Below are 26,956 nucleotides of genomic sequence, written 5' to 3'. Positions count from 1 at the left end.
TTTCCTCTGTCGGGCCGCCCTGCAAGCTGATGTTTACCTTTGGAACGAGGTCTTGAGTGCGGTGGGGCAGGTCAGGGACAGATGAGACCGGAGCTTTCTGAACCCTGCAATCCTGCTGCACCATCCTGTTATAGCTCAGATCCTTCAGGTCAGGAACAGCCGATATGCCGGATTCTGGGTCATCTCGTCTGATGGGTAGCCCAGCCCGCGCAGGAAGGTGGCGAAGTCGGCTCCGTCGCCTTCCGGCACTTGAATTCCGGCCAACACTCGTCCGTGGGCGCTGCCGTGGTTGCGGTAATGAAACAGGCTGATGTTCCAGCGCCCGTGCAGGTGCGTCAGGAATTCCAGCAGTGCGCCGGGGCGTTCGGGGAAGGTGAAGGAATAGACGCGCTCGCCCTCGGCCTCCGGGGCGCGGCCCCCCACCATGTGGCGCACATGCACCTTGGCCAGTTCGTCGTCGGTCAGGTCCAGCACCGCGTATCCCCGCGCGGTCAGGGTGTCCACCAGTTCGCCGCGCTGTCCGGCAGAGGCCAGTTGCACGCCCACGAAAATCTGCGCCTCACTGCGGGGGGCGTAGCGGTAATTGAACTCGGTCACGGCCCGCGCGCCGATCACCTCGATAAATTCGCGGAAGGCCCCGGCCCGCTCGGGGATGGTCACGGCCAGAATCGCCTCGCGCTGTTCGCCGATCTCGGCCCGCTCCGAGACGTGGCGCAGGCGGTCAAAGTTGACATTTGCGCCGCAGGTCAGGGCCACCAGGGTTTCATCTTTAATACCCTTCTCGCGGGCATATTTCTTGAGGCCCGCCACCGCCAGCGCCCCGGCGGGTTCCATCACGGCGCGGGTGTCGTCGAACACGTCCTTGATGGCCGCGCAGACCTGATCGGTGTTGACGCGCACCCAGTCGTCCACGTAGCGCCGCGTCAGGTCAAAGGTGTACGCGCCCACCTGCTTGACCGCCACGCCGTCCACGAAGATGCCCACCGAGTCCAGCCGCACGCGCGTGTCGGCCTGCAAACTCTGGTACATGGCGTCGCTGTCGTCTGGTTCCACGCCCACCACTTTCACATCGGGGCGCAGGGCCTTGATCACGCTGGCCACACCCGCGATCAATCCGCCGCCGCCCACTGGTACGAAGACCGTGTAGCCGTTGCCCGTTTCTACCTGGCGCAGTAGTTCCAGCGCCACTGTGCCCTGTCCGGCCAGCACCAGGGGATCGTCGAAGGGATGCACGAAGGTCAGCCCCAGCTCCTTTTGCAGCGCGTAGGCGTGGGTTTCGGCGTCGCTGAAGCTGTCGCCGTGCAAGATCACCTCGGCCCCACGGGCGCGGCAGCCCTCGATCTTGATCTCGGGCGTCGTGGCGGGCATCACGATTACCGCGCGCATTTTCAGTTCCTGTGCGGCGTAGGCCACCCCCTGCGCGTGGTTGCCCGCCGACGCCGTGATCACGCCCATTGCCCGCTGTTCCGGTAAGAGTTGCGCCATCTTGTTGTATGCGCCGCGCAGCTTGAACGAGAAGATGGGCTGTAAGTCCTCGCGCTTGAGCAACACGCGGTTGCTGGTGCGTTTGCTCAGGCCGGGGGCAGCACTGATCGGGGTTTCGATGGCCGCGCCGTACACCTTCCCGGTCAGGGCGAGGCGTAGCACATCCATCGCGTCCATCTGGCCGGGTTCAAATTCCTGGGTCTGGATCATGGGTCTATCCTCCGTACTGAATGCAAAAAAAGCCCCCGCGTCGGTGGCGGGGGAAACTCTGGGCAGCGCGGCGGCTGTCAGGTGCTTTCCCCTGACCTGCCAATAATTCGCGCCGCATTCATAAAGGTGAGGATAGGGGAGACGTGTGGGGGAGCGGCGGTCAGAAAGTAGACAAGGGAGACCCCGCCCCCCAGCCTCCTACCCCAGGGGGGCAGGGGGAGCGGCGCTGCGCTAGGCAGGAGTTCTTGGGCATCGTGGGTGGGAAAGTGCGGCGGCCTCCGGGTCTGATGCCCGGCTCCGTGACGCTGCGTTCGGCGCGTGCGCTGAGCGCCCGACGGCCTTCGGTTGCGGCTTGGGTGGCGGTTTCCTGGGCTGTAGAGAGTTTGAAAGGGGTGGCATCCATCGGTTTCTCTCCATCTGTCTCCGCTTTCGCTGGGAGCGGGGTATCACGGGGGCGTCGCTTCCTCCAGACAGCCGCTCCGCCTGCGTTGCCTTCCGGCGCTAGCCTGCCTGCATGAGTCCAGATGGCCTGCCCACTCCCGAATTACCAGAAACATTCGATGTTCTCGTCCACCCGGCCCAGGCCCTGAACGGCGAGCTTCGCGCCCAGCCCAGCAAGAACTACACCACGCGCTACCTGCTGGCGGCGGCGCTGGCCGAGGGCGAGACCCGCGTGGTAGGCATTGCCACCAGCGAGGACGCCGGGGCCATGCTGCGCTGCCTGGAAGACTGGGGTGCGGGCGTGTCGTTGGTGGGCGACGACGCCGTGATCCGAGGATTCGGCGCGGTTCCCCGATCAGGCGTGACCCTCAATCCTGGCAACGCGGGCGCAGTGGCCCGCTTTCTGATGGGCGTGGCTGCGCTGACGCAGGACACCACCTTCGTCACCGATTACCCCGACTCGCTGGGCAAGCGTCCGCAAGGTGATTTGCTAGCGGCGCTGGAACGCCTGGGCGCACGCGTGAGCAGCAACGGTGGACGCCTGCCAGTGACCATCTCCGGCCCGATTCAAGGTGGCACTGTGGAGGTCAGTGCCGAGAAGTCCAGCCAGTACGCCAGCGCCCTGATCTTCCTGGGGCCGCTGCTTCCCCGTGGCCTGGACCTGCGCCTGACCGGACAGATCAAGAGCCATGCCCCGCTGCGGCAGACGCTGGACACGCTGGGCGCATTCAGCGTGCGCTTCAGCGCCAGTGAGGACCTCAGCCGGATTTCCATTGCTGGCGGGCAGAAGTATGGGGCCGGGCGCGTCTCCGTTCCCGGCGATTATCCTGGCTCGGCGGCCATTCTGGCGGCGGCGGCGCTGCTCCCCGGCGAGGTCCGCCTGGGCAACCTGCGCGAGAATGACCTTCAGGGCGAGCGCGAGGCGGTGGCCGTGCTGCGCGAGATGGGCGCGGATATCGTGCGAGAGGGAGATACGTTGATCGTGCGCGGGGGCCAGCCTCTGAACGCTGTTACGCGGGATGGGGACGGCTTTACCGACGCGGTGCAGGCGCTGACCGCCGCCGCCGCGCTAGCCGGGGGCGAAACCACCTGGGAAAACGTGTCCACGCTGCGCCTCAAGGAGTGTGACCGCATCAGCGACACCCGGCGCGAGCTGGAGCGGCTGGGCATCGGCGCGGCGGAAACGGCAGACAGCCTGAGCATCACCGGGACGGGCAAAATTGCCGGGGGCATCACCGCCGATGGTCATGGCGATCACCGCATGATCATGCTGCTGACCCTGCTGGGGCTGCGGGCCGACGCGCCCATTCGGATTACCGGCGCGCACCACATCCGCAAGAGTTACCCGTTGTTTTTCCGTCACTTGGAGGCACTGGGCGCGAAGTTTGAATATCTGCCGACGGATACCCACTAGCGCTGGCATGTTCACCCTCTCCGGCCCTTTCTACATGGCCAGAGCTTTTTTTATATGTGACGGACGATGCTTTAACTGCTTTTCCTGCCCCCCTCATGGCTGGATGGTGAACTGAGGGAATGAATAGACTGCTCCTGATCGGCACCCTGGCCTTGGCCTGTGCGGGCTGCGCCCAGAACAGCACGCAGACGAATGAAAAGCCCGCGCAACCCCCGCTGGAAACCTCCGGCCTGACCGTTCCGGCGGGCTTCAAGGTCACCCCCTACGCTGACGGCTTTCAGAAACCGCGTTTCATGGTGGCGGCGGCCAATGGCGATGTGCTGCTCAGTGACACCTCGGCGGGCAAGGTCTACGTGTTGCCGGACCGGGATCAAAACGGTCAGGCAGACAGCAAGGAAGTCTTCGCCAGTGGCTTGAATCAGCCACATGGCCTCGCCATTCATGGCGGCTACCTGTACGTCGCCAACACCGACAGCGTGGTGCGTTTTCCGTACGAAGCGGGCGATATAAAAGCGGGTGGCTCGGCTGAAAAACTGGTTGATCTGCCCAGTGATGGCGGCCACTCTACGCGCACGGTCGTCTTCGGCCCAGACGATAAAATGTATGTCTCTGCCGGAAGTTCCTGCAACGTTTGCGAGGAAAGCGATCCCAAACGCGCGGCGATCTGGGTCTACGACGCGGATGGCAAGAACGGCAAGGAGTACGCCAGCGGCCTGCGAAACGCGGTGGGTATCGAGTGGTTTGGTGGCCAGTTGTACTCCACCAACAACGGGCGCGACGGCCTGGGTGACAACATCCCGCCGGAAGGCTTTTATAAGGTGAACAGCGGCGACTCGTTCGGCTGGCCGTACTGCTACACCACCAAGGCGGGCGAGGCACAGGTCTGGGACACGGAATTTGGCAAGAAAAGCGCCGCCGTGTGCAAGGACACCACCCCCGCCTTCGCCCTGACCACCGCACACTCCGCGCCGCTGGGACTCGCGTTTTACACCGGCAAGACCTTCCCGCAGACCTACGCCGGGCAGATGTTTGTGGCCCTGCACGGCAGTTGGAACCGCAGCGAGAAGAGCGGGTACAAGCTGATCACTGTCGATCCGAAAACAGGGAAAGTGGCCGATTTTTTGACGGGCTTCCTCAAGAACGACAAGGCCAGTGGACGCCCCGTCGATCCGGTGGTGGCCGCGGATGGTGCGCTGCTTCTCAGCGACGACGGCGCGGGCAAGGTCTGGCGTATCCAGTACGTAGGGAAGTAAGCCTCAGCGAATCCGCCCCAGCAGCATTCTGAGGGTCCGTCTCTCATCGCCACTCAGGTCAGCCAGCAGCCGTTCCTCGTTTTCAAGATGGGCAGTCAGGAGACCGTCCACCAGCTCAAATCCCGTCGCGGTCAGGCGGGCGCGAATGGCGCGGCGGTCTGAAGGGTGGGGCAGCCGTTCCACGAGTTCCCGCTCCGTCAAAACGTCCACTCGTTTGGTCACAGCGGGCGGCGTGATCGCCATCAGCGCGGCCAGTTCTCCCAGCGTCAAGCCTTCGGGCGGGGCGGAACGGCGCAGCGTGGCCAGCACATCAAAGGCGGACGGTGTGAGGCTGTGCTGGGCAAAAAATGCCTCCAGCTCAGTCTGGAGCAGTCCAGAGGTGCGCTGCACCGCGATCACCGTCAGCATCGGCTGCGGGTCCAGATCGGGCCGCGCCGTGTGCCAGTCGCGTTCGATGCGTTCCAGAAGTTCGGCGGTAGGAGTGTCTTTCATTCCTGCTTCCGCCCCCGGTCAGCGGCAAGCAAGCCCACCGCGCCCAGCAGCAGCGCCGCGCTCAGAATTCCGGCCAGGGTGGGGGGCTGCGTGGTCTGTCCCAGCCAGCCCAGGCCCGTGATGATTGCGGCCCCCACAACCTGCCCCAGCGTGACCGCCACCGTGCTGGCCCCGGCCCCCAGCCGCGCGCCCGTGATCAGGCTCAGGGTGACGTAGGTAACGCCCAGCAGGCCGCCAACCAGCGTCCACAGTGCGGGCCAGGTGTCAGGCCGTGCGCCGTCCAGTCCCAGCGCCCACAGCGAGATCAGCAGCGCCGCACCCACCCAGAACGTAACAAACGTGGCGATCAGCGGCGAACCCAGGACCGCTGCCAGCCGCAGGTTAAAGGCCAGCCCCGCCGACAGGCCGATGCCCGCGCCGATGGTTGCCAGCAGGGCCACCAGACTCATTTCAGCCCCCATAGTCGCAACGCCAGCGCCGCCAGCACCAGCAGCACGGCCAGCGTGCGCGTGCGGTTCATTCGTCTGCGTGGCAGCCCCAGCGCGCCAAAATGATCCAGCGCCAGCGCGGTCAGCACCTGCGCGGCAATCACGAACGTGGTGGCCAGAGCCGCGCCCAGCAGCCGGGTGAGGACCACGCTGCCTACCACGTAGGCGCTGCCCACCACGCCGCCCAGCCACACCCAGCGCGGAGCAGTCGCCGCCGCCGTCCAGTTGGGCCGCACCCGCATCAGCGCCAGCACGATGCCCAGCGCCACCGCGCCCACCAGATAAGAGAGGCCCGCCGTCAACGTCACCGAATGCAGTTCGCCCGCCAGTGCACTGTTCACGGCGAACTGCATGGGCAACAGGGTTCCGGCAGCCACCGCCAGGAGAAGGAAGGGGGCGCGTCTGGATTCGGCGATCATATTTAGATATTACACTGGTAAACTATTTTCTGGTTAAAGAGTCTATTTGAGTTTGCCCTAACCTCTTACGCCTTTTGCCGGATGCAACCCCTCACCGTCTTGGTGCGTAATAGGGAGCATGACCGATGGCAAACCCGGCCCGCTGACCCCGCCCGAGACTTCCCTGAGCGCGCCGGAGGCCGTCAAGAACGTGGCCCCGGTGGACGCCCCTGAAATGGTGCCACTGTCCAACGAGGACCGCACCCGCCTGGATGGTATGGCCCGCGCTTTCGCTCTGGACGTGCTGAATTCCAGGGCGCACAGCCCGGAATTCAAGCGCAAGCTGGACGCCGTGCATGATCTGGGCCTGCCCGAACAGCGCGCGGCGGCGCAGACCAGCAACCGCATGCTGGACCGCCCCCTGCGCGCCACCCGCAGCGGCGCACTGGCCGAGGGCAGTGACATCCTCAACGGCCTGACCGAACTGCGGCGCACCGTGGAAGACCTGGACCCCAGCCGCGCTCCCACGCCGCGCCGCCTGTTCGGCATCCTGCCGGGGGCCAAGAAGGTGCAGAACGCGATGGACAAGTATCAGAGCGCCCAGTCGCACCTGAACGGCATCCTGGAATCGCTGTATCGGGGCCAGGACGAACTGAGGCGCGACAACGCCACCATCGAAACCGAGAAACTGCACCTGTGGGAGACGATGCAAAAGCTCCGGCAGTATGCCCACGTCGGCAAGGCGGTGGATATGGCCCTGACCGAGCGGCTGGCCGAACTGGCGACGACGGACCCCGAGAAGGCCCGCATGGTCAGCGAGGAACTGCTGTTCGCGGTGCGCCAGCGCGTCACCGATCTGCTGACCCAGTTGGCGGTCAGCATTCAGGGCTACCTTGCCCTCGATCTGGTGCGGCGCAACAATCTGGAGCTGATCAAGGGCGTGGACCGGGCCACCACCACCACCGTCAGCGCCCTCAAAACTGCGCTGATGGTCTCGCAGGCGCTGGGGACGCAGGGGGCAGTTCTCGGGCAGATCACGGCCATCAACGACACGACGGGCAAGATGATCGGCAGCACCGCCAGCCTCCTGAAGCAGCAATCCACTGAGATTCAGCGGCAGGCCGGGAGCGCCACAGTGGACCCGCAGATCATCCAGGGGGCCTTCCGGGACGTGTACGGCGCATTGGACGCCATCAGCGCCTACCGCCAGCAAGCGCTGGAGCGTTTCAGCGAGACCATGCAGGTGCTGGACAAGGAGGTGGCCCAGGCCCAGACCTACCTGGACCGCGAACGCCAGGGCGTGGCCCGCGAGGTGGCCCAGGACCTGAACGTGTCCAGAGACGGTGAGCTGAAGCTCTGAACGCCCGTCAGACGGTGCTGAGGACGTTGGCCGCGAGGCTCGATGCCCAGCCTGCCCATCCCGTCCTGCGGGTTGCCGTGGATGGGGTGGACGGCGCGGGTAAGACGATATTTGCAGACGAACTGGCCGCCAGCCTCAGCAGTGTGGGCCGCGAGGTCATCCGCGCCAGCGTGGACGGCTTTCACAACCCCCGTGCCGTGCGTCATCGCCTGGGCCGGGATTCACCCGAGGGCTTTTACTGCGACTCCTACGATTACGCCGGAATGAGGAAGGCGCTGCTGGACCCGCTGGGGCCGGACGGCTCCCTGGGCTACAGGACGGCGATTTTTGACGCGGACGCGGACCAGTCTGTGTCTCAACCAGAAATGACCGCCCGGCCCGGTAGCATCCTGATCGTGGACGGCCTGTTCCTGCACCGCCCGGAGTTACGCGGCGTATGGGACGACTCCGTTTTTCTACGGGTGGATTTTGGCGTGTCCGTTCCACGCGGCGCGGCACGCGGCCCCGGCTTTGGCTCGCCCGATCCGGCAGCGGAAAGCAATCGGCGGTATATCGGCGGAAATGAATTGTATTTCCGCGAAGCTAACCCGGAAAAGTGGGTGGGTGTGGTGGTGGACAACACCGATCTGAAGGCCCCATTCATCGTCCCCGATGCAGCCAGAAGCTGAAGCGCGGTCCATCCTTGGTCCCACGGCGCGGTTGCTGGCGGCTGGGGCGACTTGCGAGGTCCACACGGATGGCAAGCGGGTGCTGCGGGTGGCGCACGGTCCAGAGGCGCGGCTCTCTTCGCAGGCGGGTGTCATGCGGGCGCTGTCTGCCGCTGGCGTGCCTGTGCCCGAAGTGCTGGAAGTCGGCTTGCTGCCCACCGGGCGGGTTTTCAGTCTGGAAAGTTTTGTGGCTGGAGATGATGCGGGACCGTCCCGCGAAGGCTGGGCCGATCTGGGGCGGGCGTTGGGCGCGTTGCACACCCTGCCTCACGCTGGATTTGGATTGCTGGAGGACCGGAGTGGAGCTTTGCACGGCATCGCTTCCACTCCGGCAGATGGCCTCTGCACCCGCCTGAAAGCGTGGCCGCTCAATGGAGGCAGGCTGTCCGCCCAGCCGCTGATCCATCACGTGCCGGACCTCGCCTTCCCACTGGCTGCGCTGGAGCCGGAGCTGTGGCAGGTGGCCGAAACCCCTTCTGCACTGTGTCACACCGATCTGCACGCCGGGCAGTTTCTCTGGCAGGGGGGGCGACTCGCGGCGCTGCTGGACTTCGGGGATGCGGCCATCGGTCCGCCCGCCTGGGACGTTGCCAGCGTGGCTTATTTCCACGGCTGGAACGCGGCGGAACTTGTGGTTGGAGCCGCTTCTGAGTCCTGTGACCAGAATGCAGCGCTGTTCGGCCTGTTGCTGGCCTTTCACCGCGCGGGCCGCGCCGCCGAACAGGGCCGCCCGCAACGCCTGGCCGAGTCTGTCGCCTTTGCGCGGAGCTGTCTGAATCGTCTGGAATGAATGTTTAGCCGGATTGAGATCCCTTGACGGCATTGCTGAAAGCGGATAGGCTGGCTCTCAAGCTTACCTACCGGTAAGTAATTGTTCTTCTACCTTTCAAGGAGTTCAAAATCATGGACGAGATCATCATTCAGCCTGCCCTCCATAACGCCATCGGCGGCATCGTCGTACTGGCGGCCATCGTCACCGTGCTTCTAAACTGGCGTGGCCTCGCCACCCTCAAGACCTCAGATGGCGAGACTTCGGGCGGTATGGATTCACCTCGCAGCCCCTCGCTGGGCGGCTGGCAGAACGCGGCCCTGATCGCCTTTCAGATTGCGTTGATGGTTCAGGCGCTGATCGGTATCAAATTGTTGGATCAGGGGTTGGGCACCGTGCAGAAGTACGTGCATTACCTGGGCGGTCTGGGTGCGCTGGGACTGGTCATGCTGTACTACTGGCTCCCTAAGCGCGACGCGCGCGACAGCTCTCTCAAGGCGCTGGGCCTGACGGTGGCCTCGCTGGCCTTCGTGCTGATGACTTTTATCATTGGCGGCCTGTACGCACGCGGCGGCCTGAGCTAACCGCCCCACAGCTAAAAGGTGAGGGCTGGATGGCGCACCTCTCCCGTATCCTGCACTCCATGACCGCTGCTCCCGCCTCTGTCCCCGATCCCCTGAACACTGCGACACTGACCATCACCTGCCCGGACCGTGGGGGCATTGTGGCCTCGGTGTCGCAGTTTCTGCACAACCACGGCGCAAATATCATCCACAGCGATCAGCACAGCACCGATCCGGCGGGCGGCACGTTTTTCATGCGGATGGAATTTTACCTGGATGGGCTGGATCTGTCCCGCGACGGCTTCGAGCGGGCTTTTGTCAGTGTGGTGGCCCAGCCCTTTCAGATGGAGTGGAAGCTGGCCTACCGCGCCGAGCCGAAGCGCATGGCGATTCTGGTCAGCCGCTATGACCACTGTTTTCTGGACCTGCTATGGCGCAAACGCCGGGGCGAACTGAACGTGACCATCCCGCTGATTATCAGCAACCACGAGGACCTGCGCCGCGACGCCGAGATGTTCGACATTCCCTTTCACGTCGTTCCGGTGGGCAAGGAGAACAAGGCCGAGGCCGAGGCCGAACAGGTCCGCCTGCTTCGCGAGGCCGACGCCGAGTTCGTCGTGCTGGCCCGCTATATGCAGATTCTATCGGGGGATTTTCTGCGTGGGTTTGGGCGGCCTGTGATCAATATCCACCACAGTTTCCTGCCGGCCTTCATCGGTGCGAACCCTTACCGTGCGGCATTTAACCGGGGCGTCAAGCTGATCGGCGCAACCAGCCACTATGTCACCGAGGAACTGGACGCCGGGCCGATCATCGCGCAGGACGTGATTCCCGTCACGCACCGCGAAACCCCCGATACCCTGATGCGTCTGGGCCGCGATGTGGAGCGGCAGGTGCTGGCCCGCGCCGTCAAGGCCCATGTCGAAGACCGTGTACTGGTCCACGGCAACAAGACGGTGGTGTTCTGAAACCTATGCAGGACAGGGAAGACACGCTCCTTCTCAGGCGTCTTTCCCGCACGCTTAACCCTTTGCCTTTGACCCGGCCCACCGCCGCCCCGTAGGCTGAGCGCATGGCAACCCTGTACGTCATTCTGCTCACGCTGCATAACATCAACCGCTGGCTGGTTCTGCTGGCCGGGGTGTGGGCGCTGTTCCGTGGTTTCTCGGGCCTCCGTTCCGGGCGGGCCTTCGTCGCGGCGGACCGCCGCCCGGTGGTGGCGTTCGTGGGCACCGTCAGTCTGCAACTGGTGCTGGGACTGCTGCTGTTCGGCCTGCTGGGCGCGCAGAACATTCAGGTGTTCGCGGGGGCGCGGCCCAGCTTCCAGTGGGAACACCTGGGCCTGGGGGTGCTGGCCGCCGTCTTCGCCACTCTGGCTTCGGCCCTGAGCAAGCGCGCGGCCACCCACCCGGCCAAATTCCGCGCCATGACCCTCTGGACCGTGCTGAGTCTGGTAGCGGCGCTGGCCGGGATTCCGTGGTGGAGGCCGCTGCTGCGTTTCTTCAATCTGTAGATTCTTGGAGATGGCAGGCCGCACTGGAAAGTTAAGGCGGCCTGTCCGCTGTGTCGCGTTCTGCTACGGCTGAACACCTCATGGTGTTGCTCCCTGCCGCCCATGTGTGTTCAATAAGGCTCCCGGCCTTGCGCGGTCTGCACCGGACCACTCCAGGGATCGGCAAGCGGTGTTGCCGGTCTGCCGGGCAAGCCCGCGTCCAGTACGGTGGCGACACTGGCGGCGAAACCGCGTGACCAGCCCATCAGTAGGGCCAGCACGAGGTAGATGAATGCGCTCAGCAGCATGGCCGTTGCGCTGAGGAGCAGGACACCACGCAGGGCGGCGGGCGTGATGCCCAGAGCGGCCAGATCCGGGTCGTTCAGCGGTGTGCCGCCCACGAACGCGGAGATCGCCAGCAGAGGCAGACCGCCCAGCAGCAAGGCCGCCAGCCCCAGTATCAGCAGCGCCAGCGTGAACAGCAGCCAGGCGTCCACCCCCCGCGCGGCGGGACGCACTGGCACAGGGGCGTGGGCGCGGGCCACCACGGCGTCCAGCCAGCGCCGGATGGCCGCCAGGATCAGCCAGGTAATGATGATGGTGGGCAGGCTCTGAACCACCACGCCCAGCACGATGGCCCCGATCTCTGCCGGGCCGAAACCGATGCCCTGAAAGGTTTGTGGATCGATTTGGCGGATCAGGCCGAGGCTCATGAGCACTGCCAGCAGCGGGATCAGAAGCTGCAAGATCGGTGCGATCTGTCCCAGCAGGATCCAGGGCCGCACCGTGCGAACGCTGCGCTCCAGTGCCCCAGTGTGGTCCGGGCCGGGATGCAGCGTCTGGTTACGTACCGCACCCACCGTCTGCCGGGCCACCAGGATGGCCCACACGTAAAGGGCCGTCGCCAGCAGGCCCAGGCCCAGCAGGGAAGGCAGCGCCCAGGAGGGGACCAGATCGGCGGCATTCAGTTGGGGCAGATCGCCGTCGCTCAGTTCATTCAGCGAGGCCAGCCAGCGTGGCAATTCCCCGAAACTCCACCACAGTGCCCAGACGCCCAGCAGACCGCCCAGCGCCGAGAGGGCGGCCAGAATCCCCAGCGTGCCCATGATGCGCCCGCCTCTGACGGTGACCCCGGCGCGGGCCGCAGCGAGTTCGGCGGCGGTGATAGGCAGCTCTGGAAAGCTGGGAGGGGGCTGGGTCATGCCCTTATGGTGTCATGCCCGGCACCCGTATCAGTCTGCCGTGATTTCCACGCCCTTCCAGAAGGCCACGCGGTCCTTGATCTCCGTGGCGGCGTCCTTGGGCTGGGGGTAGTACCACGCGGCGTCGGGGTTGCGCTTGCCGTCTACTTCCAGCGTGTGGTAGCTGGCCGTGCCCTTCCACGGGCAGGCTGAGTGGGTGTCGCTGGGGCGCAGGTAGTCCGCCTTCACGCTGTCTGCGGGGAAGTAGTGGTTGCCCTCCACGACGACTGTGTTGTCCGACTGCGCGATAACGGTTCCGTTCCAGGTGGCTTTCATGCCCCAGGGTACGGCGGCGGGCGGGGTGACACTGTTGCTCTGCATTCATCTGTGCTCAATCCGGTCCGCACCTGCCAGCACGGTGATTGGAGCTGGGCAGGCGGTAAATCTGGCCGTCCACCACGCTCTGTTTTCCGCGCCTGACAATTCCATGACATAACGGAGGACAATACGGAGGATTTGTCATGGTTCTATCCAAATTCATGCCCAGCAACCCCAAGTTCAGTGCCCGCTTCGCCGAGGCCGCCCGCAATGCCCACGCCACCGCCCAGGCGCTCGTGGACCTGCTGGAAAACTACAGCGACGTGGAGGCCAAGGTGCAGCGCGTGCGTGATCTGGAACACGTCGGAGACCGCTTATCCCGCGAGGTGACCAACCTGCTGGCCGAGTCGTTCATCGTGCCCTTTGACCGCGAGGACATCATCGCCCTGAACGAGGATCTGGACGATCTGGTGGACGATATGGAAGACGCGGCGGTCAAGCTCAGCCTGTACCGTATCCAGACGCCGCTGCCGCAGATGGCCGCGCTGGCCCGCGTGGTGGAGGCCCAGTGCGCGCTGCTGGCTCAGGGCATGCCGCTGATTGAGGACACTAACAAGGTGGGCGAACTGGCCAAAATTGCCGAGCAGATCTACACCCTGGAAGATCAGGGAGACGACATCAGCGACGAGGTGCAGCGCGTGCTGTATGACGGCGTGACCGACGTGCCGGGCATGATCCTGGCCATGCGGAGCGGCGAGATCGTGAACCTGATCGAGAATGCCAGCGATCAGGCGCAGCGCGTGGCCAAGACGGTGGAGAGCATTCTCCTGAAGAACGCTTAGAGCCGCTGCCTGTGGAACCTGCACTTATCGGCCTGATCATCATCGTCGCGCTGGCGCTGATCTTCGACTTCATCAACGGCTTTCACGACACCGCCAACGCCATCGCCACCTCCGTCGCCACGCGGGTCCTGACGCCCGCGCAGGCGATTGCCATGTCCGCCGTGATGAACGTGGTGGGCGCACTCACGGGGACGGCGGTGGCCAAAACGGTCAGCGAGGACATCGTTTCGCAGCAGTACGCCACGCTGGAACTGGTGGGCGCAGCGCTGCTGAGCGCCATCGGCTGGAACCTGTTTACATGGTGGAAGGGCCTGCCCAGCAGCTCCAGTCACGCGCTGATCTTCAGTCTGGTGGGCGCGGGCGTGGCTGCTGGGGGCTGGGGCATCATCATCCCGAAAGGCGTGCAAAAAACCCTGACCGGGCTGCTGACCAGTCCGGTGCTGGGCTTCATGATCCCCATTCTGTTGATGTTCCTGCTGTCCTGGCTGGTGCTGAGGTGGATGAGGCCGCGCACGGTCACGCGCACCTTCCGCTGGGCACAGATTCTCAGCGCCGCTTTCATGGCCTTCTCGCACGGCGGCAACGACGCCCAGAAGACGATGGGCATCATCACCTTCGCCCTCAGCGCGTATTTCGGGACGCAGATGCAGACCGTGCCGCTGTGGGTCATCCTGGCGGCGGCCACCGCGATGGGCATGGGCACGGCTATTGGCGGCTGGCGCATTATCAAGACGATGGGCTTCAAGGTGGTGGACCTCAAACCCGTGGACGGCTTCGTGGCCGAGACAAGTGCGGCGCTGATCATTGAAACGGCCAGCCGCCTAGGCATTCCGGTCAGCACTACGCACACCATCAGCACCGCGATCATGGGCGTGGGGACCACCAAGGGCTTTAAGAAGGTTAAGTGGCAGGTGGCTGGGAAAATCGTCAGCGCGTGGGTATTCACCATCCCGACGTGCATCGCGCTGGGCTGGGTCATCCACAAGATCATCCTGGCGATTGGGGTCTAGGGGTTGAAAACGGCTCCTGTTCTGATCGTTATCACGGGCCTGCCCGCCGCCGGGAAAACAACTCTGGCGGCGTTTCTGGGTCGTGAGCTTGCCCTGCCAGTCATCTCCAAGGACGATTACAAGCAAGTCCTGCTGGACCTGTTGCCCGAAGAGGAGCGCCTCGCTCGTCACAGTGAAATGGGCAAGGCGGGTTATTTCGTGATGCTCCGGGCTGCCGAGGCCATCCTGACGGCGCGGCAGAGCCTGATTCTGGAAACCCATTTTTACCCGGGGATGAGCGAGCAGAACGTTATCCCACTTGCCGAGAAGCACCACGCTCAGATACTGCAAATCCACTGCTTTGCCGACATGACCGAGTTGAAACGCCGTCATGCGGTGCGGGTAGAGTCGCAACTGCGTCCCTTTATTGACCATTCTGGCGTCCACGACAAACTGCCCGAGAACGCCAACTGGGAACCACTGGAGCTTCACGCGCCGTTGCTGCGGTTGGACACGGGCGTATCCGATGCCCACGCTCAGGCGCTTGCGTAGGTCAGGCCGAGGTTGGCTGGCTGAGCAGTCTTACGCTCTCGCCCACATATTCGCGCCCGCGCAGCAGTTCGGCCAACACTTCCGCGCCGCGCACCACGCCCAGCGCCGGGCGGGAGAAATGGGCGTTGGCGTCCACGGCCCACAGTTGCCCGTCGCGCACCGCCTGCAATTCGGTTTTCGCCAGCAGTTCGCGGGCAAATTCTGCGTTCTTCTCCAGGCCGTAGCCACAACACATCACCACGATCACGTCGGGGTCAAGGGCGGCGATTTCTTCCCAACTAGCACGTCCGCTGTCCGTTCCCGCCGCGCCCAGCACGTTGACGCCGCCCGCCCGCTCCACCTGTTCGGGAACCCAGTGGCCGCCGTAGAAGGGGGGGTCCACCCACTCCAGCGTCATCACGCGGGGCGCAGTCTGGACGGGCTGGATGGCGTCCCAGCGGGTCCGAGCGTTGGCCGCCAGTTTTTCTCCGAGGTTCGCCACCCCGGCAGCTTTCGCCAAAGCCCGTAAATCGTCCAGAATCCCGGCCACGCTGCGGCCCTCCAGACTCAGGACGTTGGCGGCAGGCAGGCAACCAGGGAGGTAACGCACCGCCGCCTCAATCGTCCCCGGCGTGACCGCGCAGACCTCGCAGACGCCCTGCGTGACCACCAGACCGGGCTGGATGGCGTCCAGCAATTCGCCATCCACGCTGTACAGGGCCAGCCCCGCGCGCATGGCCTCGCTCACGGCGCGGTCAATTTCTGCCTGAGACGCGCTGGAATCCACGATAGAGCGCGTCAGCACGGGCAGTCCTGCCGCCCCCGGATGGTCACACGAGTGGCTGACCCCGGCCAGCCGTTCACCCAGTCCCAGATCGAACAGCAGGTCGGTGGCGCTGGGCAGCAGGCTGATGATGCGGTCCGGGGCAGTGTCGAGGGCGTGGGTCATGGGGTCAGGGTAATGCGAAATTCGTATCGGATGGCGCGTACCCACCCCGAAGACAGCCTCAGCGGCTCGCCCACACCTCCACCAGACCGCGCAGGGTCAGGGTGTCGTCGTAATACTCGATCTCGCGGCAGATGCCTTCCACGGTGCGGGCAAAGCCCCCGGTGGCGATGGCGACGGCGGGGGCCGGGAGTTCGGCGCGAATCCGGCGCAGCAGGCCGTCCACCATCTCTGCGTAGCCGAAGACCAGACCGGATTGCAGGGCGTGGACGGTATTCTTGCCGATGGCGCTGGCCGGGGCTTCCAGCGTAATGCGCGGCAGTTTGGCGGCGCGGGCGAACAGGGCGTCGGCGCTGACCTGCGCCCCCGTTGCCAGAATGCCGCCGATAAAACGCCGCCCCCGCCCGATCACATCGAAGTTGGTGCTGGTGCCGAAGTCCACCACCACGGCATATTCGTGACCGTCCATGTACTTCTCTGCGCCGAACAGGTTGCACAGGCGGTCTGCGCCCACTGCGTCGGGGGTGTCCAGTTCCACCGTCACGTCGGGCAGGTTCAGGGCCGAGATACTGAACGCCTGCACGCCGTAATGCCGCTCCAGGGCCAGCGCGTAATTTTCGCCCACCGGGGGGGCCACGCTGCTGAGGATCGCCGAGCGCGGCACCTGCGCCCCGGCCACCGAGAACAGACCGTGCAGTTGCAGCGCCAGATCGTCGGGCAGGGCGTCGCGGTTGGTCCGCACGCGCCAGGTGTGGGTCAGGGTTCTCGTCTCGTCGGCGAGGCCCAGCACGGTGCTGGTGTTGCCGATGTCCACGGCCAGAAGGGGAAAGGTTGGCACACCTGGGAGTGTAGAGGGTGCTGGGGTCAATGGCGGCCATCAAAAGCAAAACCTCCCCCCGGCTGGGGAGGAGGCGCAGAGATCGGGTTGCGTTCTACTGGAACTTGCTCAGGTCCACCACCACGCTGTAGGCGCAGTCGCTGTCGGCCTCGGTCTTGATCAGCAGGTCCATCTTGGCCCCCGCCGCCAGTCCGGCCTTGAGGGGTTCAAAGTAGTAGACCAGCGTGCCCTGATACGGGCCTGTGGCGGTTGTCGCAGGGGTAGTGGTGGCGGTAGCGGTCGTCGCGGGTGCGGGGGCAGGCTGGCCAGCGTCCACCGGCTTGAAGTCGTTGACGTAGGTGGAGCGGACCGGGGCCACCAGCTTGCCGTCCTTGCCCTTCATGCGAACCAGATAGGCGTTGCGGGCCTGTTCAGTGGGCAGGCCACGCACGTTGATGTCCACCCGCAGTTCTCCGTTGTCGAGCCTCTTGCTGGCGTAGTCCCCGGTCAGTGCGTCCGCGGCGCTCAGGTTCTTGAAGGAATCGCGGGCGTCCTGGGCCTGGAAGAACAGTTGATCGGCCTGTCCGCTGATGGTCAGCGCGGCGGGACGGCTGCCAGCCGAGTAGTCGGTGGGCGCAGCCAGCCAGCCGTCCACGCACGCCGCTCCGCCTGCGAAGGCCGTCACGGCCTGTGGCCCGGCGACGAACTGACCGTCCTTGACACCCAGGTCCACCGTCAGAAAGGTGGGAACCAGGGCGCGGCGGCCATACGCGCCGTCGATCACGTTCTTGGCGACGGTTTCATCCAGTTGCGGCACCCAGGCCAGCGCTGGGCCGGACAGCAGGGGGACGAGGGTCAAGAGGGCCATCAATTGGGTGGGTTTACGCATACTGCACTCCATTTAGAGACTTGTGGTTGACGGGAAACTGATTTCTGGCGTTCAGGGTGGGGAAAGTGTCTTTTGCTGTGGTCTTCAATCCTTGAAGTACACCACCCGGCACGCCTTTCCCGCCGAACGGAACTGGGCGGCGGCGGCAGCGGACAGCACGGCGTCGGTGATGTAATTGCTGCTGGGGGCAAATTTGGTGGCCTGCACTGCCTGCGCCTTGACGCGGGTGACGTTCTTAAAGTCGCCGATCTGGCCCTCGCTGGTGATGTAGGTCTGGAGGCTGCCCTCCTGCACCAGTTGGCTGCTGACCCCCTGGATCAGGGCCGCGTCGGGCCAGAGCTGGCCTCCGCCCTGCGCGAACACGAAGCTGGACTGGGCGCGCTGGAACGTGGGAAAACCGCGCACATCCACCACCACTGTGCAGTTCAGCAGGCGGTCCTCGCTGCCCCCGGTGCCGCCGCCCCCACCACCTGCGCGGGCCGTGACGCCTCCGTCCTCGCCCGCGCCGCCTGCGGGAAGGCCCGCACTTCCCCCTGCCGCCCCCGCGCGTGAGGCCGCCGGAGCCGTGCCTGACCCGCCCTGGGCGCTGCCTGCCTGACCGGAGCCGGGCTGACCTGTGCCTGCGCCGCGTCCGCTGGCAGGGGTGCCGGTGTCAGGGCTGCCCCCTGTGCCGCTGCCTGTGCCCGTCGCCGACTCGCGGGCTGCGGCGGGTGCGCCGGGGGTGGCTCCATCGCTGCCTGCCGTTCCCCGTGAGGGCGCTTCGGCAGGGCTGCCGGACGCGCTGGTGGTTCCAGTGCCGCTGCCCTCGGCGGGGCGGGCACTGGCCGGATTACTGGCCGCAGTGCTGCCTGCCGCGCCGCTGCCGCTGGCTTGTGCGGCAGGCGCAGGGCCTGCCGCTGCCGGAGTACGGGCGGGCGTGGCGGCAACGGGAGCGCTGCCCTGTGCATTCGGGGCTGTGGCCCCCCGTCCCGCCTCGGTCTGCGTGGCAGGAGCTGCCGGAATAGGGGTTCGGCTGGGCCGCGCGGCCACCGGGGCAGACGTGTCGGCACCTGAAGTGTTCGCCGCGCTGCCTGCCCGTCCTGCTTCGGCGCTGGGGGCCACCGGAATGGGCGTCTCGCGGGCGGTCACGGGGGCCGTGGGCGCAGTGGCCTGGGCAGGACTGCTGGCCTGCGGGCGGGCCGGAATGGCCGCCGCCGGCTCGTTGCTGGCGCTGCGGCTGGAGGCTGGCGCGGCCTCTATGGGGGTGGATGTGGCTGGAGTCTGGGCGTCTGGACGCGCCGTGGTCACGCTTTCTGGAGTGCTGGCCTGCTCTCTGGCGGGGGCGCTGGCGGCGGGAGTGGTGGCAGTGGGTGCAGCCTGGGCGGTGTCCTCGCGGCGGGGCAGGGCGGTCACAGCTTCCGGTTGCGGGGCTGGCGCGGCAGGAACGGCCCGCACGGGTTCGGCGGGCGTCTCCGGGGCTGCTGTGCGTGGCTGGGGTTCCACGCTGCCCACCTGCGGCGTCGTGACCCGCTCCGGGGCGATCTCGGGCGCGGGCTGCGGCGAGGGCGTTGCGGGCGTAGTGGCCGCCGTTCGCGCCGGGGCAGGCGTCGCGGATGTCGGTTGGGTCACGGGTGTAGGTTCAGCGGGTGTGGGTTGGACTGGCGCGGACGTCTGTGCTGGAGTCTGGGCCACCGGAGCCGCTGCCGGTTGCGTGGGCCTGGGCGTCGCGGCGGGCGCTTCGGCGGGCTTGGGCGTCGGCGCAGGTGAGGGCGCTTTGACCTGGGCGGAGGGCGGCGAGGGCTGCGGCCTGGGCTGGGCAGCGGGCGTTGGGGTGGGAGCAGGGACAGGTTGCGGTGTGGGTGCTGGCGTCGCCTTGACCTCAGGCTCCGGCGTGGGCACTGCTGCGGGCCTAGGGGCTGGTCTGGCCGGAGTAGGCGTCGGCTTCGGCGGTGTGGCGGGCCGGGCGGTGACGGGCCGGGGCGGTACTGGTTTCGGGAGGGCGGGTTTCGGTGTCAACGGCGCAGTGGTCTGCACAGGCAAAGGCTCCGGCGCGGGGGCCAGCGTGACCACTTCCAGCGGCGTCCGCAGCGGGTCCGGGGTGGCCTGGAGTGGGTCCGGCGCGGCGGGACGCAGCAGCAGCAGGCCGGAGAAGACCACCACATGCAAGCCGATGGTGGCGGCCAGCGCGCGAAAGCGCTCGCGTCCCTCGGGGGCTGGCTGCGGGCCGGGAGTGGGCGGGAAGGTGGTCATCTCACTGGCTGGGCCTCGTTCCCAGCGCCAGACGTTCGCCGCCTGCCTTCTTGATCACGTCCATCACGCGGACCACCGTGCCGTAACTGCCGCGTTCGTCTGCACGCAGGCCCACCACGCCGCCCGAGGTTGCCAGCAGCGGCTTGAGCTGCCCACTCAATTTGGTCAGGGTGGTGGCCTGCCCATTCAGAAATAGCTTTCCGGCGCGGTCCACGCTCACGATGGGCAGGGCGGGCGTTTCCTGCACGGTGGTGCTGGCGCGCGGTAGGTCCAGTGGCAGCGCGTTCTGGCGTGCGCCCAGGCTGCTGGTCAAAAAGAAGAAGATCAGCAGCAGCAGCACCACGTCCACCATCGGCGCGAAGTCGAAGGTCACGCCGTCGCCGCTGTCGCGCATCCGGCGGCGGGTAGGGGCTCGGGTCATCGGTTTCTGCCCTCGCCGTCGCCGCGCGGGGCCGGGGCGGTTTTGGCAGGCGTCGTGGTGCGGAAGATGCCAGTGTTGTTCGGCCCGCTGCTGATGGTTCCTGCATTGTCACGGGCCTCGTCGAAGTTGAAGGCCAGCACCGGAACGGGCCCGCTCTGTGATTGTGCGCCGCGTTCCTGGCCCCGCTGGCCCTGATTTCCATAGCCCTGATCCCTGTAGTTTTGATCTCGGTAGTCCTGTTCGGCGTAATTCTGCTCTGTGTAATTCTGTTCTCTGGCTGTCTGGCGCTCGGGGCGTGGGCGGCTCTCGGGACGGGCCAGCCAGCCGGGCAGGTCCTCGCGCACCCGTTCGGCGGCCACGGCGATGCGGTCTGCGCGGGCCTTCAGGGCGTTGCGGGCCACATAGGCGATGATCGCCACGATCAGACCACCCGCCGTGTTCACCAGCGCCTCGCTGATGCCGGTGGCCAGTTGCGCGGGCGTGGGCGCGGCAGTGGAGCTGAACACCAGGAACGAGCGCACCATGCCGATCACCGTCCCCAGCAGCCCCAGCAATGGCGCGATCTGCGCGGCGGTGCCCAGCGCACTCAGACCCGCGTACAGCCGCGTGTCCTCGGCCAGTAGGGCGGACTGCATGGCGGCTCCGGCGGCGTCTACCCCCCGGTCTGCGCGGCCCAGCCCGGCCCGCAGCACGTTGATGGCCGGCGAGGACTGTCCGGCCCGGTCCACCTCGGCCAGCGCCGCCGCCGGGCCACTTTCCGCCGTGATGGCCCGCGCCCGCTCGATTAACGCGTCGGCATTGCGCCCCAGCCGGGACAAGGCCTGTGCCCGCGCCACGCTCAGGTACACGACGTATAAGGACAGGGCAATCAGAACCCACAGCAGTGGGCCAGCGGCGCGGATGAGATCAAGGACATTCATTGTCTACACGGGTAGCACGCGGGCGCGTGACAAGCATGAAAACAGGGGTGAATTGTCTTACCCGCTCAGGGGAGTAAGCGGAGTGGGGGGCTACCCAGAGGCACTTTCCGCCCAGCAGAGGCAGTGGGTCTCGCTGAGATGGACACTCGCCTCACTGCTCATCCTCACCGTCCATCAATCCACACCAATGCACTCGACTTTAATGGCCCAAGCGGCTAAAATGGCATGGTAAGTAGGAATCATTCTCAAGAAGCGGACCACCAGCTTTTCTGCATACGGGTCCGCCAGCCAAGAGAACGTTCTGACAAGGAGCCAAGTATGACCCAGACCGAACAGCCGTATCAGATCGAGATCCGTAACCTGCACGCCTCCGTGGGCGATCTGCCCATCCTGAAGGGGATTGACCTGATCATCCCGCGCGGCGAGCTGCACGCCGTGATGGGGCCGAACGGCAACGGCAAAAGCACCCTGGCCAAAGTCATGGTGGGCGATCCCGAATACACCGTCACCGAGGGCGACATTCTGGTCGACGGCGTGAGCATCCTGGAAATGGAACCCGACGAACGCGCCCGCATGGGCCTGTTCCTGGCCTTCCAGTACCCCGTCGAGATTCCCGGCGTCACCATTGCCAACTTCCTGCGCCTTGCTATGCAGGCCCGCAAGGAAGAGGGTGAGGAAGTATCGTTCACCGAGTTCTACGGCAAGTTGCTGGCGGCCCTCAAGACCCTGGACTGGGACGAGAGCATCGTCGAGCGCTATCTGAACGCGGGCTTTAGCGGCGGCGAGAAGAAGCGCAACGAGATTCTGCAAATGCTGATGCTGGAACCTACCTACATCATCATGGACGAGACCGATTCGGGTCTGGACGTGGACGCTCTGAAGGTGGTTGCCAATGGCGTCAACTCCATGCGCGGCGAGAACCTCGGTGGCCTGATCATCACTCACTACCAGCGCCTGCTGGATTACATCGTGCCGGATAAGGTCCATATCATTGTGGACGGCAAAGTGGTGCAGAGCGGCGGCCCCGAACTGGCCAAGAAGCTTGACGCACAGGGCTACGACTGGGTCAAGGAACTGGCAACGGCGTGAGCAGAAGAACGCGAGTGTTGAAGCGGAACAAGGTTTTCCTTGTGCTTTCCGTCCTGAACCTCGCGGCCTTCGCCTCGGCAGCACCCAGCGTCACCCTTCAGCTCAAGGGTTGGAATCGTGGCCCAGTGCAGGTCATCACCGACGTTCCGCATGTTGGCCTGTCTTTCAACACCGTGGGTGCAGACGGCAAGTTCACTGTCTTACTTGGCGATCCCGTCCCAAACTACGAGTATGACTTCCTTCCGGCTGAAGAGTATTTTACCCTCGGCTGCAAACCAGTGAGCGGCAAATTGACATTTTCTGCCGCTCAGATCGATCTGAGATATGGCCGCTTTGATTCCATTCTCCGTGCCAGAACAAAAGACGGATTTATTGAATTCGGTCCGTCTGCTGTGGTGAATACGACGGATCAAGGCTCAAAAGACGATCTGGTGAATCTGACCATGATGTACAGTGATAAACCACTGAGAATCATTGGTAAGGTTAAATGCAGTACCACAGAGTCCGATAAATCAGTCTACTCAGAAATGAGAGTGGATGTGAGCTTGCAGAGAGGCTGGAACTGGCTGGCTGAAGTGCGGGATCTCGGAAAAGTTCCAAAAGCAGTTCTAACGACTGTGCCATTAGGCAAAGTTATTAGTATTGATTACGACGAGTCCTCGCCCACTGCGGCTGCCAGTGTTTTCAATCACTTTGAATCAGTGCTTAAAAAACTCAAGTAGTCCATCTTCAAGGAGTCAACATGACCATTAATCCCGAAGTCAATGACATCAACAACACTTACGAGTACGGCTGGAGCAACCCCGAGAGCTACGCCATCAAGGCCCCCAAAGGGCTGAGGCGCGACGTCGTCGAGATGATCTCCAAGGCCAAGGACGAGCCGCAGTGGATGCTCGATTTCCGCCTCAAGGCGCTGGACATTTTTAACAGCAAGCCTATGCCCGAATGGGGCGCGGACCTGTCCGGCCTGAATCTGGACGAGATTTACTACTACATCAAGCCCGAGGGCTTCAACACCCGCTCCTGGGACGACGTGCCGGAAGACGTGAAGAACACCTTTGAGCGCCTGGGCATCCCCGAAGCCGAACGCGCCGCGCTGGCCGGTGTGGGCGCGCAGTACGAATCCGAAATGGTGTACCACAACCTCAAAGAAGAGTGGGAAAAGCTGGGCGTCGTCTTCCTGAGCATCGAGGACGGCCTCAAGGAGTACCCGGAGTTGTTCCGTGAACACTTTGCCACCATCATCCCCCCCGAGGACAACAAGTTTGCGGCCATCAACAGCGCGGTCTGGAGCGGTGGCAGCTTCGTGTACGTCCCCAAGGGCGTCAAGGTGGATATCCCCCTCCAGACGTACTTCCGCATCAACGCCGAGAGCAGCGGCCAGTTCGAGCGCACGCTGATCATCATTGATGAGGGCGCGCAGGCCCACTACATCGAGGGCTGCACCGCCCCGTCGTACAGCTCCGACTCCTTCCACTCCGGCGTGATCGAGATCGTGGTCAAGGAAGGCGCACGCTTCCGCTACAGCACCATCCAGAACTGGAGCCACAACGTCTACAACCTGGTCACCCAGCGCGCCGCCGTGTACGGCAACGGCGTGATGGAGTGGGTGGACGGCAACCTGGGCAGCAAGGTGACCATGAAGTACCCCGCCTGCTACCTGCTGGAAGACGGCGCACGCGGCGAAATCCTGTCCATTGCGATGGCCGGGCGCGGGCAGCACCAGGACGCGGGCGGCAAGATCGTTCACTTTGCCCCCTACACCAGCGGTTCGATTGTCTCCAAGTCGATCAGTAAGGATTCGGGTCGCAGCAGCTACCGGGGTCTGGTCAAGATCTACGAGGGTGCCAAGTACGCCAAGACCAACGTGGAATGCGACGCCCTGCTACTGGACGAGGAAGCCCGCACCGACACCTACCCTTACATTGAGGTCGAGGAAAAGACTGCCCGCGTGGGCCACGAAGCCACCGTGTCTAAGATCAACGACGAGCAGATCCTGTACCTGCAAAGCCGTGGGCTGAGCAAGGACCAGGCCGCCGGACTGATCGTGCGCGGCTTTATCGAGCCGATTGCCAAGGAACTGCCGCTGGAGTACGCGGTGGAACTGAACCGCCTGATTGAGCTGGAAATGGAAGGCTCGGTCGGCTGATTCAGTGGAGACTTCCAGGGTTGATTGTCCAGAATGTAGAGGCTACGTCGTTATTCCAGTTTTAACTTCGGATGAGCGAACCTCTCTTGCGGCAGAACTGCGGAAGTCTCCGTCTAAAATTGATTGGATACGGCTTTTGCGGCGGTGAACAGATTTTGATATCGCTGACGCAAAACGCTTCGGCACTCATTTAAGTGAAAACAAAGGGCAATGTGTCAAGTGCCGGATGCCTTTGCCCAGCCATAATGTTTCGGCTGAATACGTGATTCGCACTCATGGCCGCAGTCTCAGCTTAGATTGATAGCTTCCTGATCTCTCTCGTTCACGAGCAATCTTGGCATCTGTCTGCGAGGGCTGGAAGCTTAGGCGTAGGAAACCCCTCCGGCCCTTCGGGCCACCTCCCCTTAGAAGGGAGGCAAGGTGACTGCTGGGTGGCACAGTCTTCTGCGCTTCCTGGCTCCCTTTTGAGGGGAGCTGGCTGCGAAGCAGACTGAGGGATTTCCCCAGCCAAAGCACATGCATGGGGTCAGCAATAAGGGCAGGCAAGATCGGAAGGAGGCAAGGTGACGACGCGGGAAGAAGCAAAAGCCAAACTTGAGACACTGAGCGACTCTGCCTTTGAGGAAGTCGTTAAAGTCATTGAGCGGCAGGAGTATGTCGCCCGGCAGATGGCAGCCCTTCAAGCTTTTGCCGAAGACTGGACGCCAGAGGAGCAGGCAGCGTGGGATGAGGGAACGAAGCGCCGTCCGTGGCGTACCGCCCCTGCTGAGGATGATACCTAAAGTGCTGGCTCTGGATACCAATATCCTGATCGCGCTGCAAAAGCTGGAGCCGCAGGCCGTTCGCCAGTATCAGGCGGCACTAACGAACGATGTGGTCACTGTACCTGCCACTGTTTGTTATGAGGCCCGCCGCAGTCTGCTCAAGCCGGAACACGCCCGCCGTCTGCAACGCCTTGACATCTTGCTGTCTGGTCATATCATTCTGGATTTTGACCGCGAAGCCGCCGATATTGCCGCCCTGCTTCACCACCAACTCAGAGGGGCAGGCACGCTCATTGACGACGCTGATCTGCTGATTGCCGCCACCGCGTTGCGCCACGGAGCCACCCTCATCACCCGCAACACCAACCATTTTCAACGTATTCCCGGTCTGCACCTCGCGGACTGGCGACAGGAGGAACAATGACCCAACTCAGCGAACACCTCTCCACCCACACCGGCCCCGAGTGGCTGACCGCCAAGCGCAAGGCCAGCTTTGACCTCTTCGACACCCTGGAAGTGCCGCACAGCGGCGTGGAAGCCTGGAAATACACCCAGGTCAACGTGGACTTTGGCAACCTGAACCCGCACCCCAAACGTGAAGTCGTGTCCGACATTTCCAAACTGCCTGAAAGCGTGCAGAAGCGTCTGAAGGGAACGGATGTGGGCGCATTCCTGGTGCTGGACGGCCCGGATGTGGTCTACCGCACCGAACTGCCCGCTGAACTGACTGCCAAGGGCGTCATCTTCACGGACCTCAAGACGGCGGTGGAGCAGCACGCCGACAAGGTGCAGCAGTACCTCTACAGCGTGGTCCCGGCTGAAGTGCCGGACGACACCACCATCGCCGCCCCTGGCACCACGCCCAGCAAGTCCCCCGATCCCAGCGAGGGCAAGTTTTCCGCGCTGGCCGCCGCCCTGTGGACCAACGGCGCGTTCGTGTACGTCCCGCGCGGCGTGGAAGTGGACCTGCCGCTGGGGTCTTTCCGCGTGATGAGCGAGGCCGGAACCTTCACCGCCACCCGCACCCTGGTGGTAACCGAGGAAAACGCCAAGGTGACATTCATTGACGAGCAGGACTCCGAGGAGCTGCCCGGTACCTACGCGATTGGCGCGGTGGAACTGGTGGTCAAGGACGGCGCGCAACTGCGTTACGTGTCCATCCAGAACTGGGGAAAGGGCGTCACGCACATCCAGCGCCAGCGCGGACAGGTGGGCAAGGATTCCACCCTCAACAGCCTTGTGGTCACGATGGGCGGCACCCTCAGCCGTACTGAGATGCAGAGCCACCTGCTCGGTCAGGGAGGGCACTCCGAAATGCTGGCACTGTACTTTGCCAATGAAGACCAGCACTTTGATCACTACACTTTGCAGCACCACGCCGCCGCCAACTGCTACAGCGATCTGCTGTACAAGGGCGTGGGTGACGATCAGGCCGTGGGCGTGTTTAGCGGCATGATCAAGGTGGATCTGGGCGCACAGAAAACCGACGCGTATCAGAAGCACCGCACCCTGATGCTGTCCAGCGAGGCCCGCAACTTCAGCGTGCCGCAACTGGAGATCAACGCCAACGATGTGCGTTGCAGCCACGGCAGCACCACCGGGCCGGTGGACGAGCAGCAACTGTTCTTCCTGCGCTCACGCGGCATCCGGCAGGAGCTGGCCGAGAAGATGCTGGTCACGGCCTTCCTGGAAGACGTGCTGACGCGTGTGCCTCTCAAGAGCGTTGTTGAATATATTGAAGGCATCATCGCCGAGAAGGTGGGCGCAGCTTAAGCTCCAGCTCTACACCACATTCTCAA

General features: G+C 64.3%; 28 protein-coding genes and 1 pseudogene. 17 read left to right on the top strand and 12 right to left on the bottom strand.

The features are described 5' to 3' along the window. Window positions 1-144: 144 nt before the first annotated feature. A complete protein-coding gene (ilvA, locus tag DAAJ005_RS10670; RefSeq protein WP_151847104.1) occupies window positions 145-1,695 on the bottom strand; it encodes a threonine ammonia-lyase, biosynthetic in 1,551 nt (516 codons plus the stop codon). Between the two features lie 514 nt (window positions 1,696-2,209). Between ilvA and aroA the strand changes: the two genes are divergently transcribed. After that, window positions 2,210-3,550 (top strand): 3-phosphoshikimate 1-carboxyvinyltransferase, encoded by a 1,341-nt coding sequence (aroA, locus tag DAAJ005_RS10665; protein ID WP_151847103.1) that lies wholly within the window; start codon window positions 2,210-2,212, stop codon window positions 3,548-3,550. Window positions 3,551-3,669: 119 nt separating this feature from the next. Then, complete coding sequence (locus DAAJ005_RS10660; protein ID WP_151847102.1) at window positions 3,670-4,803, top strand: sorbosone dehydrogenase family protein; 1,134 nt, start codon at window positions 3,670-3,672, stop codon at window positions 4,801-4,803. 3 nt (window positions 4,804-4,806) lie between these two features. Here DAAJ005_RS10660 and DAAJ005_RS10655 read toward each other — a convergent pair whose 3' ends face one another. Genes DAAJ005_RS10655 through DAAJ005_RS10645 form a run of 3 tightly spaced genes read right to left on the bottom strand, consistent with a single transcriptional unit; the run spans window position 4,807 to window position 6,202 of the window. Beyond that, complete coding sequence (locus DAAJ005_RS10655; protein ID WP_151847101.1) at window positions 4,807-5,295, bottom strand: MarR family winged helix-turn-helix transcriptional regulator; 489 nt, start codon at window positions 5,293-5,295, stop codon at window positions 4,807-4,809. Beyond that, complete coding sequence (locus DAAJ005_RS10650; protein ID WP_151847100.1) at window positions 5,292-5,744, bottom strand: DMT family transporter; 453 nt, start codon at window positions 5,742-5,744, stop codon at window positions 5,292-5,294. The genes DAAJ005_RS10655 and DAAJ005_RS10650 overlap by 4 nt, the downstream gene beginning before the upstream one ends. Then, complete coding sequence (locus tag DAAJ005_RS10645; RefSeq protein ID WP_151847099.1) at window positions 5,741-6,202, bottom strand: DMT family transporter; 462 nt, start codon at window positions 6,200-6,202, stop codon at window positions 5,741-5,743. The genes DAAJ005_RS10650 and DAAJ005_RS10645 overlap by 4 nt, the downstream gene beginning before the upstream one ends. A 118-nt stretch (window positions 6,203-6,320) precedes the next feature. On the opposite strand from DAAJ005_RS10645, the gene DAAJ005_RS10640 reads away from it, so the two are divergent. The 6 genes from DAAJ005_RS10640 to DAAJ005_RS10615 all read left to right on the top strand — a co-directional run bounded on the left by DAAJ005_RS10640 (window position 6,321) and on the right by DAAJ005_RS10615 (window position 11,093). Next, window positions 6,321-7,541, top strand: coding sequence for a toxic anion resistance protein (locus DAAJ005_RS10640; RefSeq protein WP_151847098.1), 1,221 nt, complete (start codon window positions 6,321-6,323; stop codon window positions 7,539-7,541). A gap of 26 nt (window positions 7,542-7,567) precedes the next feature. Further along, on the top strand, window positions 7,568-8,209 hold the full coding sequence (locus tag DAAJ005_RS10635) for a uridine kinase (RefSeq protein WP_226342380.1): 642 nt from the start codon (window positions 7,568-7,570) through the stop codon (window positions 8,207-8,209). After that, the gene (locus DAAJ005_RS10630; protein WP_151847096.1) at window positions 8,193-9,038 is read left to right on the top strand and encodes a phosphotransferase family protein; all 846 of its coding nucleotides are present in this window, start codon (window positions 8,193-8,195) and stop codon (window positions 9,036-9,038) included. Before DAAJ005_RS10635 ends, DAAJ005_RS10630 begins: the two co-directional genes overlap by 17 nt. Window positions 9,039-9,151: 113 nt before the next feature. Further along, window positions 9,152-9,601 carry a hypothetical protein gene (locus tag DAAJ005_RS10625; RefSeq protein ID WP_151847095.1) on the top strand — a complete coding sequence of 150 codons (450 nt, stop codon included), beginning with the start codon at window positions 9,152-9,154 and terminating at the stop codon, window positions 9,599-9,601. Between the two features lie 59 nt (window positions 9,602-9,660). Beyond that, complete coding sequence (purU, locus tag DAAJ005_RS10620) at window positions 9,661-10,548, top strand: formyltetrahydrofolate deformylase (protein ID WP_151847094.1); 888 nt, start codon at window positions 9,661-9,663, stop codon at window positions 10,546-10,548. Between the two features lie 104 nt (window positions 10,549-10,652). Next, the gene (locus DAAJ005_RS10615) at window positions 10,653-11,093 is read left to right on the top strand and encodes a hypothetical protein (RefSeq protein WP_151847093.1); all 441 of its coding nucleotides are present in this window, start codon (window positions 10,653-10,655) and stop codon (window positions 11,091-11,093) included. A gap of 110 nt (window positions 11,094-11,203) precedes the next feature. On the opposite strand, the gene DAAJ005_RS10610 is transcribed toward DAAJ005_RS10615, so the two are convergent. Both DAAJ005_RS10610 and DAAJ005_RS10605 read right to left on the bottom strand, forming a co-directional pair. Beyond that, window positions 11,204-12,274: a hypothetical protein gene (locus DAAJ005_RS10610; RefSeq protein WP_151847092.1), complete on the bottom strand. Its 1,071-nt coding sequence runs from the start codon at window positions 12,272-12,274 to the stop codon at window positions 11,204-11,206. Window positions 12,275-12,304: 30 nt separating this feature from the next. Beyond that, the gene (locus DAAJ005_RS10605) at window positions 12,305-12,589 is read right to left on the bottom strand and encodes a DUF427 domain-containing protein (protein ID WP_151848510.1); all 285 of its coding nucleotides are present in this window, start codon (window positions 12,587-12,589) and stop codon (window positions 12,305-12,307) included. A 185-nt stretch (window positions 12,590-12,774) separates the two neighbouring features. On the opposite strand from DAAJ005_RS10605, the gene DAAJ005_RS10600 reads away from it, so the two are divergent. Genes DAAJ005_RS10600 through DAAJ005_RS10590 form a run of 3 tightly spaced genes read left to right on the top strand, consistent with a single transcriptional unit; the run spans window position 12,775 to window position 14,954 of the window. Further along, window positions 12,775-13,413: a DUF47 domain-containing protein gene (locus tag DAAJ005_RS10600; protein ID WP_151847091.1), complete on the top strand. Its 639-nt coding sequence runs from the start codon at window positions 12,775-12,777 to the stop codon at window positions 13,411-13,413. 11 nt (window positions 13,414-13,424) lie between these two features. Continuing rightward, window positions 13,425-14,423: an inorganic phosphate transporter gene (locus tag DAAJ005_RS10595; protein WP_075834025.1), complete on the top strand. Its 999-nt coding sequence runs from the start codon at window positions 13,425-13,427 to the stop codon at window positions 14,421-14,423. 3 nt (window positions 14,424-14,426) lie between these two features. Next, complete coding sequence (locus DAAJ005_RS10590) at window positions 14,427-14,954, top strand: AAA family ATPase (RefSeq protein ID WP_151847090.1); 528 nt, start codon at window positions 14,427-14,429, stop codon at window positions 14,952-14,954. 1 nt (window position 14,955) lies between these two features. On the opposite strand, the gene DAAJ005_RS10585 is transcribed toward DAAJ005_RS10590, so the two are convergent. The 6 genes and pseudogenes from DAAJ005_RS10585 to DAAJ005_RS10560 form a co-directional block, all read right to left on the bottom strand. Then, entirely contained in the window at window positions 14,956-15,882 is a 927-nt protein-coding gene (locus DAAJ005_RS10585; RefSeq protein WP_151847089.1) for a cobalamin-binding protein, read from the bottom strand. A 58-nt stretch (window positions 15,883-15,940) separates the two neighbouring features. Continuing rightward, window positions 15,941-16,717 (bottom strand): type III pantothenate kinase, encoded by a 777-nt coding sequence (locus DAAJ005_RS10580; protein WP_151847088.1) that lies wholly within the window; start codon window positions 16,715-16,717, stop codon window positions 15,941-15,943. Between the two features lie 94 nt (window positions 16,718-16,811). Further along, the gene (locus tag DAAJ005_RS10575) at window positions 16,812-17,585 is read right to left on the bottom strand and encodes a hypothetical protein (protein WP_151847087.1); all 774 of its coding nucleotides are present in this window, start codon (window positions 17,583-17,585) and stop codon (window positions 16,812-16,814) included. Window positions 17,586-17,669: 84 nt separating this feature from the next. Then, a complete protein-coding gene (locus DAAJ005_RS10570; protein ID WP_151847086.1) occupies window positions 17,670-19,814 on the bottom strand; it encodes a hypothetical protein in 2,145 nt (714 codons plus the stop codon). Window position 19,815: 1 nt separating this feature from the next. Further along, window positions 19,816-20,235: a biopolymer transporter ExbD gene (locus tag DAAJ005_RS10565; RefSeq protein WP_192930731.1), complete on the bottom strand. Its 420-nt coding sequence runs from the start codon at window positions 20,233-20,235 to the stop codon at window positions 19,816-19,818. A 296-nt stretch (window positions 20,236-20,531) separates the two neighbouring features. After that, window positions 20,532-21,155 (bottom strand): annotated as a pseudogene (locus DAAJ005_RS10560) (MotA/TolQ/ExbB proton channel family protein); the annotation flags it as partial. A 318-nt stretch (window positions 21,156-21,473) separates the two neighbouring features. Between DAAJ005_RS10560 and sufC the strand changes: the two are divergent. The 6 genes from sufC to sufD all read left to right on the top strand — a co-directional run bounded on the left by sufC (window position 21,474) and on the right by sufD (window position 26,930). Next, a complete protein-coding gene (sufC, locus tag DAAJ005_RS10555) occupies window positions 21,474-22,244 on the top strand; it encodes a Fe-S cluster assembly ATPase SufC (RefSeq protein ID WP_151847085.1) in 771 nt (256 codons plus the stop codon). A gap of 14 nt (window positions 22,245-22,258) precedes the next feature. After that, on the top strand, window positions 22,259-22,966 hold the full coding sequence (locus DAAJ005_RS10550) for a hypothetical protein (RefSeq protein ID WP_151847084.1): 708 nt from the start codon (window positions 22,259-22,261) through the stop codon (window positions 22,964-22,966). A 20-nt stretch (window positions 22,967-22,986) separates the two neighbouring features. Continuing rightward, entirely contained in the window at window positions 22,987-24,393 is a 1,407-nt protein-coding gene (sufB, locus tag DAAJ005_RS10545) for a Fe-S cluster assembly protein SufB (protein ID WP_151847083.1), read from the top strand. 563 nt (window positions 24,394-24,956) lie between these two features. Beyond that, complete coding sequence (locus DAAJ005_RS10540) at window positions 24,957-25,175, top strand: hypothetical protein (RefSeq protein ID WP_151847082.1); 219 nt, start codon at window positions 24,957-24,959, stop codon at window positions 25,173-25,175. Window position 25,176: 1 nt separating this feature from the next. Beyond that, a complete protein-coding gene (locus DAAJ005_RS10535) occupies window positions 25,177-25,581 on the top strand; it encodes a PIN domain-containing protein (RefSeq protein ID WP_151847081.1) in 405 nt (134 codons plus the stop codon). Then, a complete protein-coding gene (gene sufD, locus DAAJ005_RS10530) occupies window positions 25,578-26,930 on the top strand; it encodes a Fe-S cluster assembly protein SufD (RefSeq protein ID WP_151847080.1) in 1,353 nt (450 codons plus the stop codon). The genes DAAJ005_RS10535 and sufD overlap by 4 nt, the downstream gene beginning before the upstream one ends. Window positions 26,931-26,956 lie beyond the last annotated feature (26 nt).

The sequence above is a fragment of the Deinococcus sp. AJ005 genome (assembly GCF_009017495.1).
Lineage (GTDB): Bacteria > Deinococcota > Deinococci > Deinococcales > Deinococcaceae > Deinococcus.
This window is presented reverse-complemented; position numbering and strand designations above follow the sequence as displayed.

What these genes read in the sequence shown, in the direction of transcription:
- DAAJ005_RS10615 (WP_151847093.1), top strand. Translation starts at nt 10,653, where the DNA reads ATGGCAACCCTGTACGTCATTCTGCTCACGCTGCATAACATCAACCGC.
- DAAJ005_RS10600 (WP_151847091.1), top strand. Translation starts at nt 12,775, where the DNA reads ATGGTTCTATCCAAATTCATGCCCAGCAACCCCAAGTTCAGTGCCCGC.
- DAAJ005_RS10660 (WP_151847102.1), top strand. Translation starts at nt 3,670, where the DNA reads ATGAATAGACTGCTCCTGATCGGCACCCTGGCCTTGGCCTGTGCGGGC.
- DAAJ005_RS10645 (WP_151847099.1), bottom strand. Translation starts at nt 6,202, where the DNA reads ATGATCGCCGAATCCAGACGCGCCCCCTTCCTTCTCCTGGCGGTGGCT.
- DAAJ005_RS10610 (WP_151847092.1), bottom strand. Translation starts at nt 12,274, where the DNA reads ATGACCCAGCCCCCTCCCAGCTTTCCAGAGCTGCCTATCACCGCCGCC.
- DAAJ005_RS10650 (WP_151847100.1), bottom strand. Translation starts at nt 5,744, where the DNA reads ATGAGTCTGGTGGCCCTGCTGGCAACCATCGGCGCGGGCATCGGCCTG.
- DAAJ005_RS10655 (WP_151847101.1), bottom strand. Translation starts at nt 5,295, where the DNA reads ATGAAAGACACTCCTACCGCCGAACTTCTGGAACGCATCGAACGCGAC.
- DAAJ005_RS10640 (WP_151847098.1), top strand. Translation starts at nt 6,321, where the DNA reads ATGACCGATGGCAAACCCGGCCCGCTGACCCCGCCCGAGACTTCCCTG.
- aroA (WP_151847103.1), top strand. Translation starts at nt 2,210, where the DNA reads ATGAGTCCAGATGGCCTGCCCACTCCCGAATTACCAGAAACATTCGAT.
- sufD (WP_151847080.1), top strand. Translation starts at nt 25,578, where the DNA reads ATGACCCAACTCAGCGAACACCTCTCCACCCACACCGGCCCCGAGTGG.
- sufB (WP_151847083.1), top strand. Translation starts at nt 22,987, where the DNA reads ATGACCATTAATCCCGAAGTCAATGACATCAACAACACTTACGAGTAC.
- DAAJ005_RS10625 (WP_151847095.1), top strand. Translation starts at nt 9,152, where the DNA reads ATGGACGAGATCATCATTCAGCCTGCCCTCCATAACGCCATCGGCGGC.
- ilvA (WP_151847104.1), bottom strand. Translation starts at nt 1,695, where the DNA reads ATGATCCAGACCCAGGAATTTGAACCCGGCCAGATGGACGCGATGGAT.
- DAAJ005_RS10575 (WP_151847087.1), bottom strand. Translation starts at nt 17,585, where the DNA reads ATGCGTAAACCCACCCAATTGATGGCCCTCTTGACCCTCGTCCCCCTG.
- DAAJ005_RS10585 (WP_151847089.1), bottom strand. Translation starts at nt 15,882, where the DNA reads ATGACCCACGCCCTCGACACTGCCCCGGACCGCATCATCAGCCTGCTG.
- DAAJ005_RS10630 (WP_151847096.1), top strand. Translation starts at nt 8,193, where the DNA reads ATGCAGCCAGAAGCTGAAGCGCGGTCCATCCTTGGTCCCACGGCGCGG.
- DAAJ005_RS10570 (WP_151847086.1), bottom strand. Translation starts at nt 19,814, where the DNA reads ATGACCACCTTCCCGCCCACTCCCGGCCCGCAGCCAGCCCCCGAGGGA.
- sufC (WP_151847085.1), top strand. Translation starts at nt 21,474, where the DNA reads ATGACCCAGACCGAACAGCCGTATCAGATCGAGATCCGTAACCTGCAC.
- purU (WP_151847094.1), top strand. Translation starts at nt 9,661, where the DNA reads ATGACCGCTGCTCCCGCCTCTGTCCCCGATCCCCTGAACACTGCGACA.
- DAAJ005_RS10605 (WP_151848510.1), bottom strand. Translation starts at nt 12,589, where the DNA reads ATGAAAGCCACCTGGAACGGAACCGTTATCGCGCAGTCGGACAACACA.
- DAAJ005_RS10565 (WP_192930731.1), bottom strand. Translation starts at nt 20,235, where the DNA reads ATGACCCGAGCCCCTACCCGCCGCCGGATGCGCGACAGCGGCGACGGC.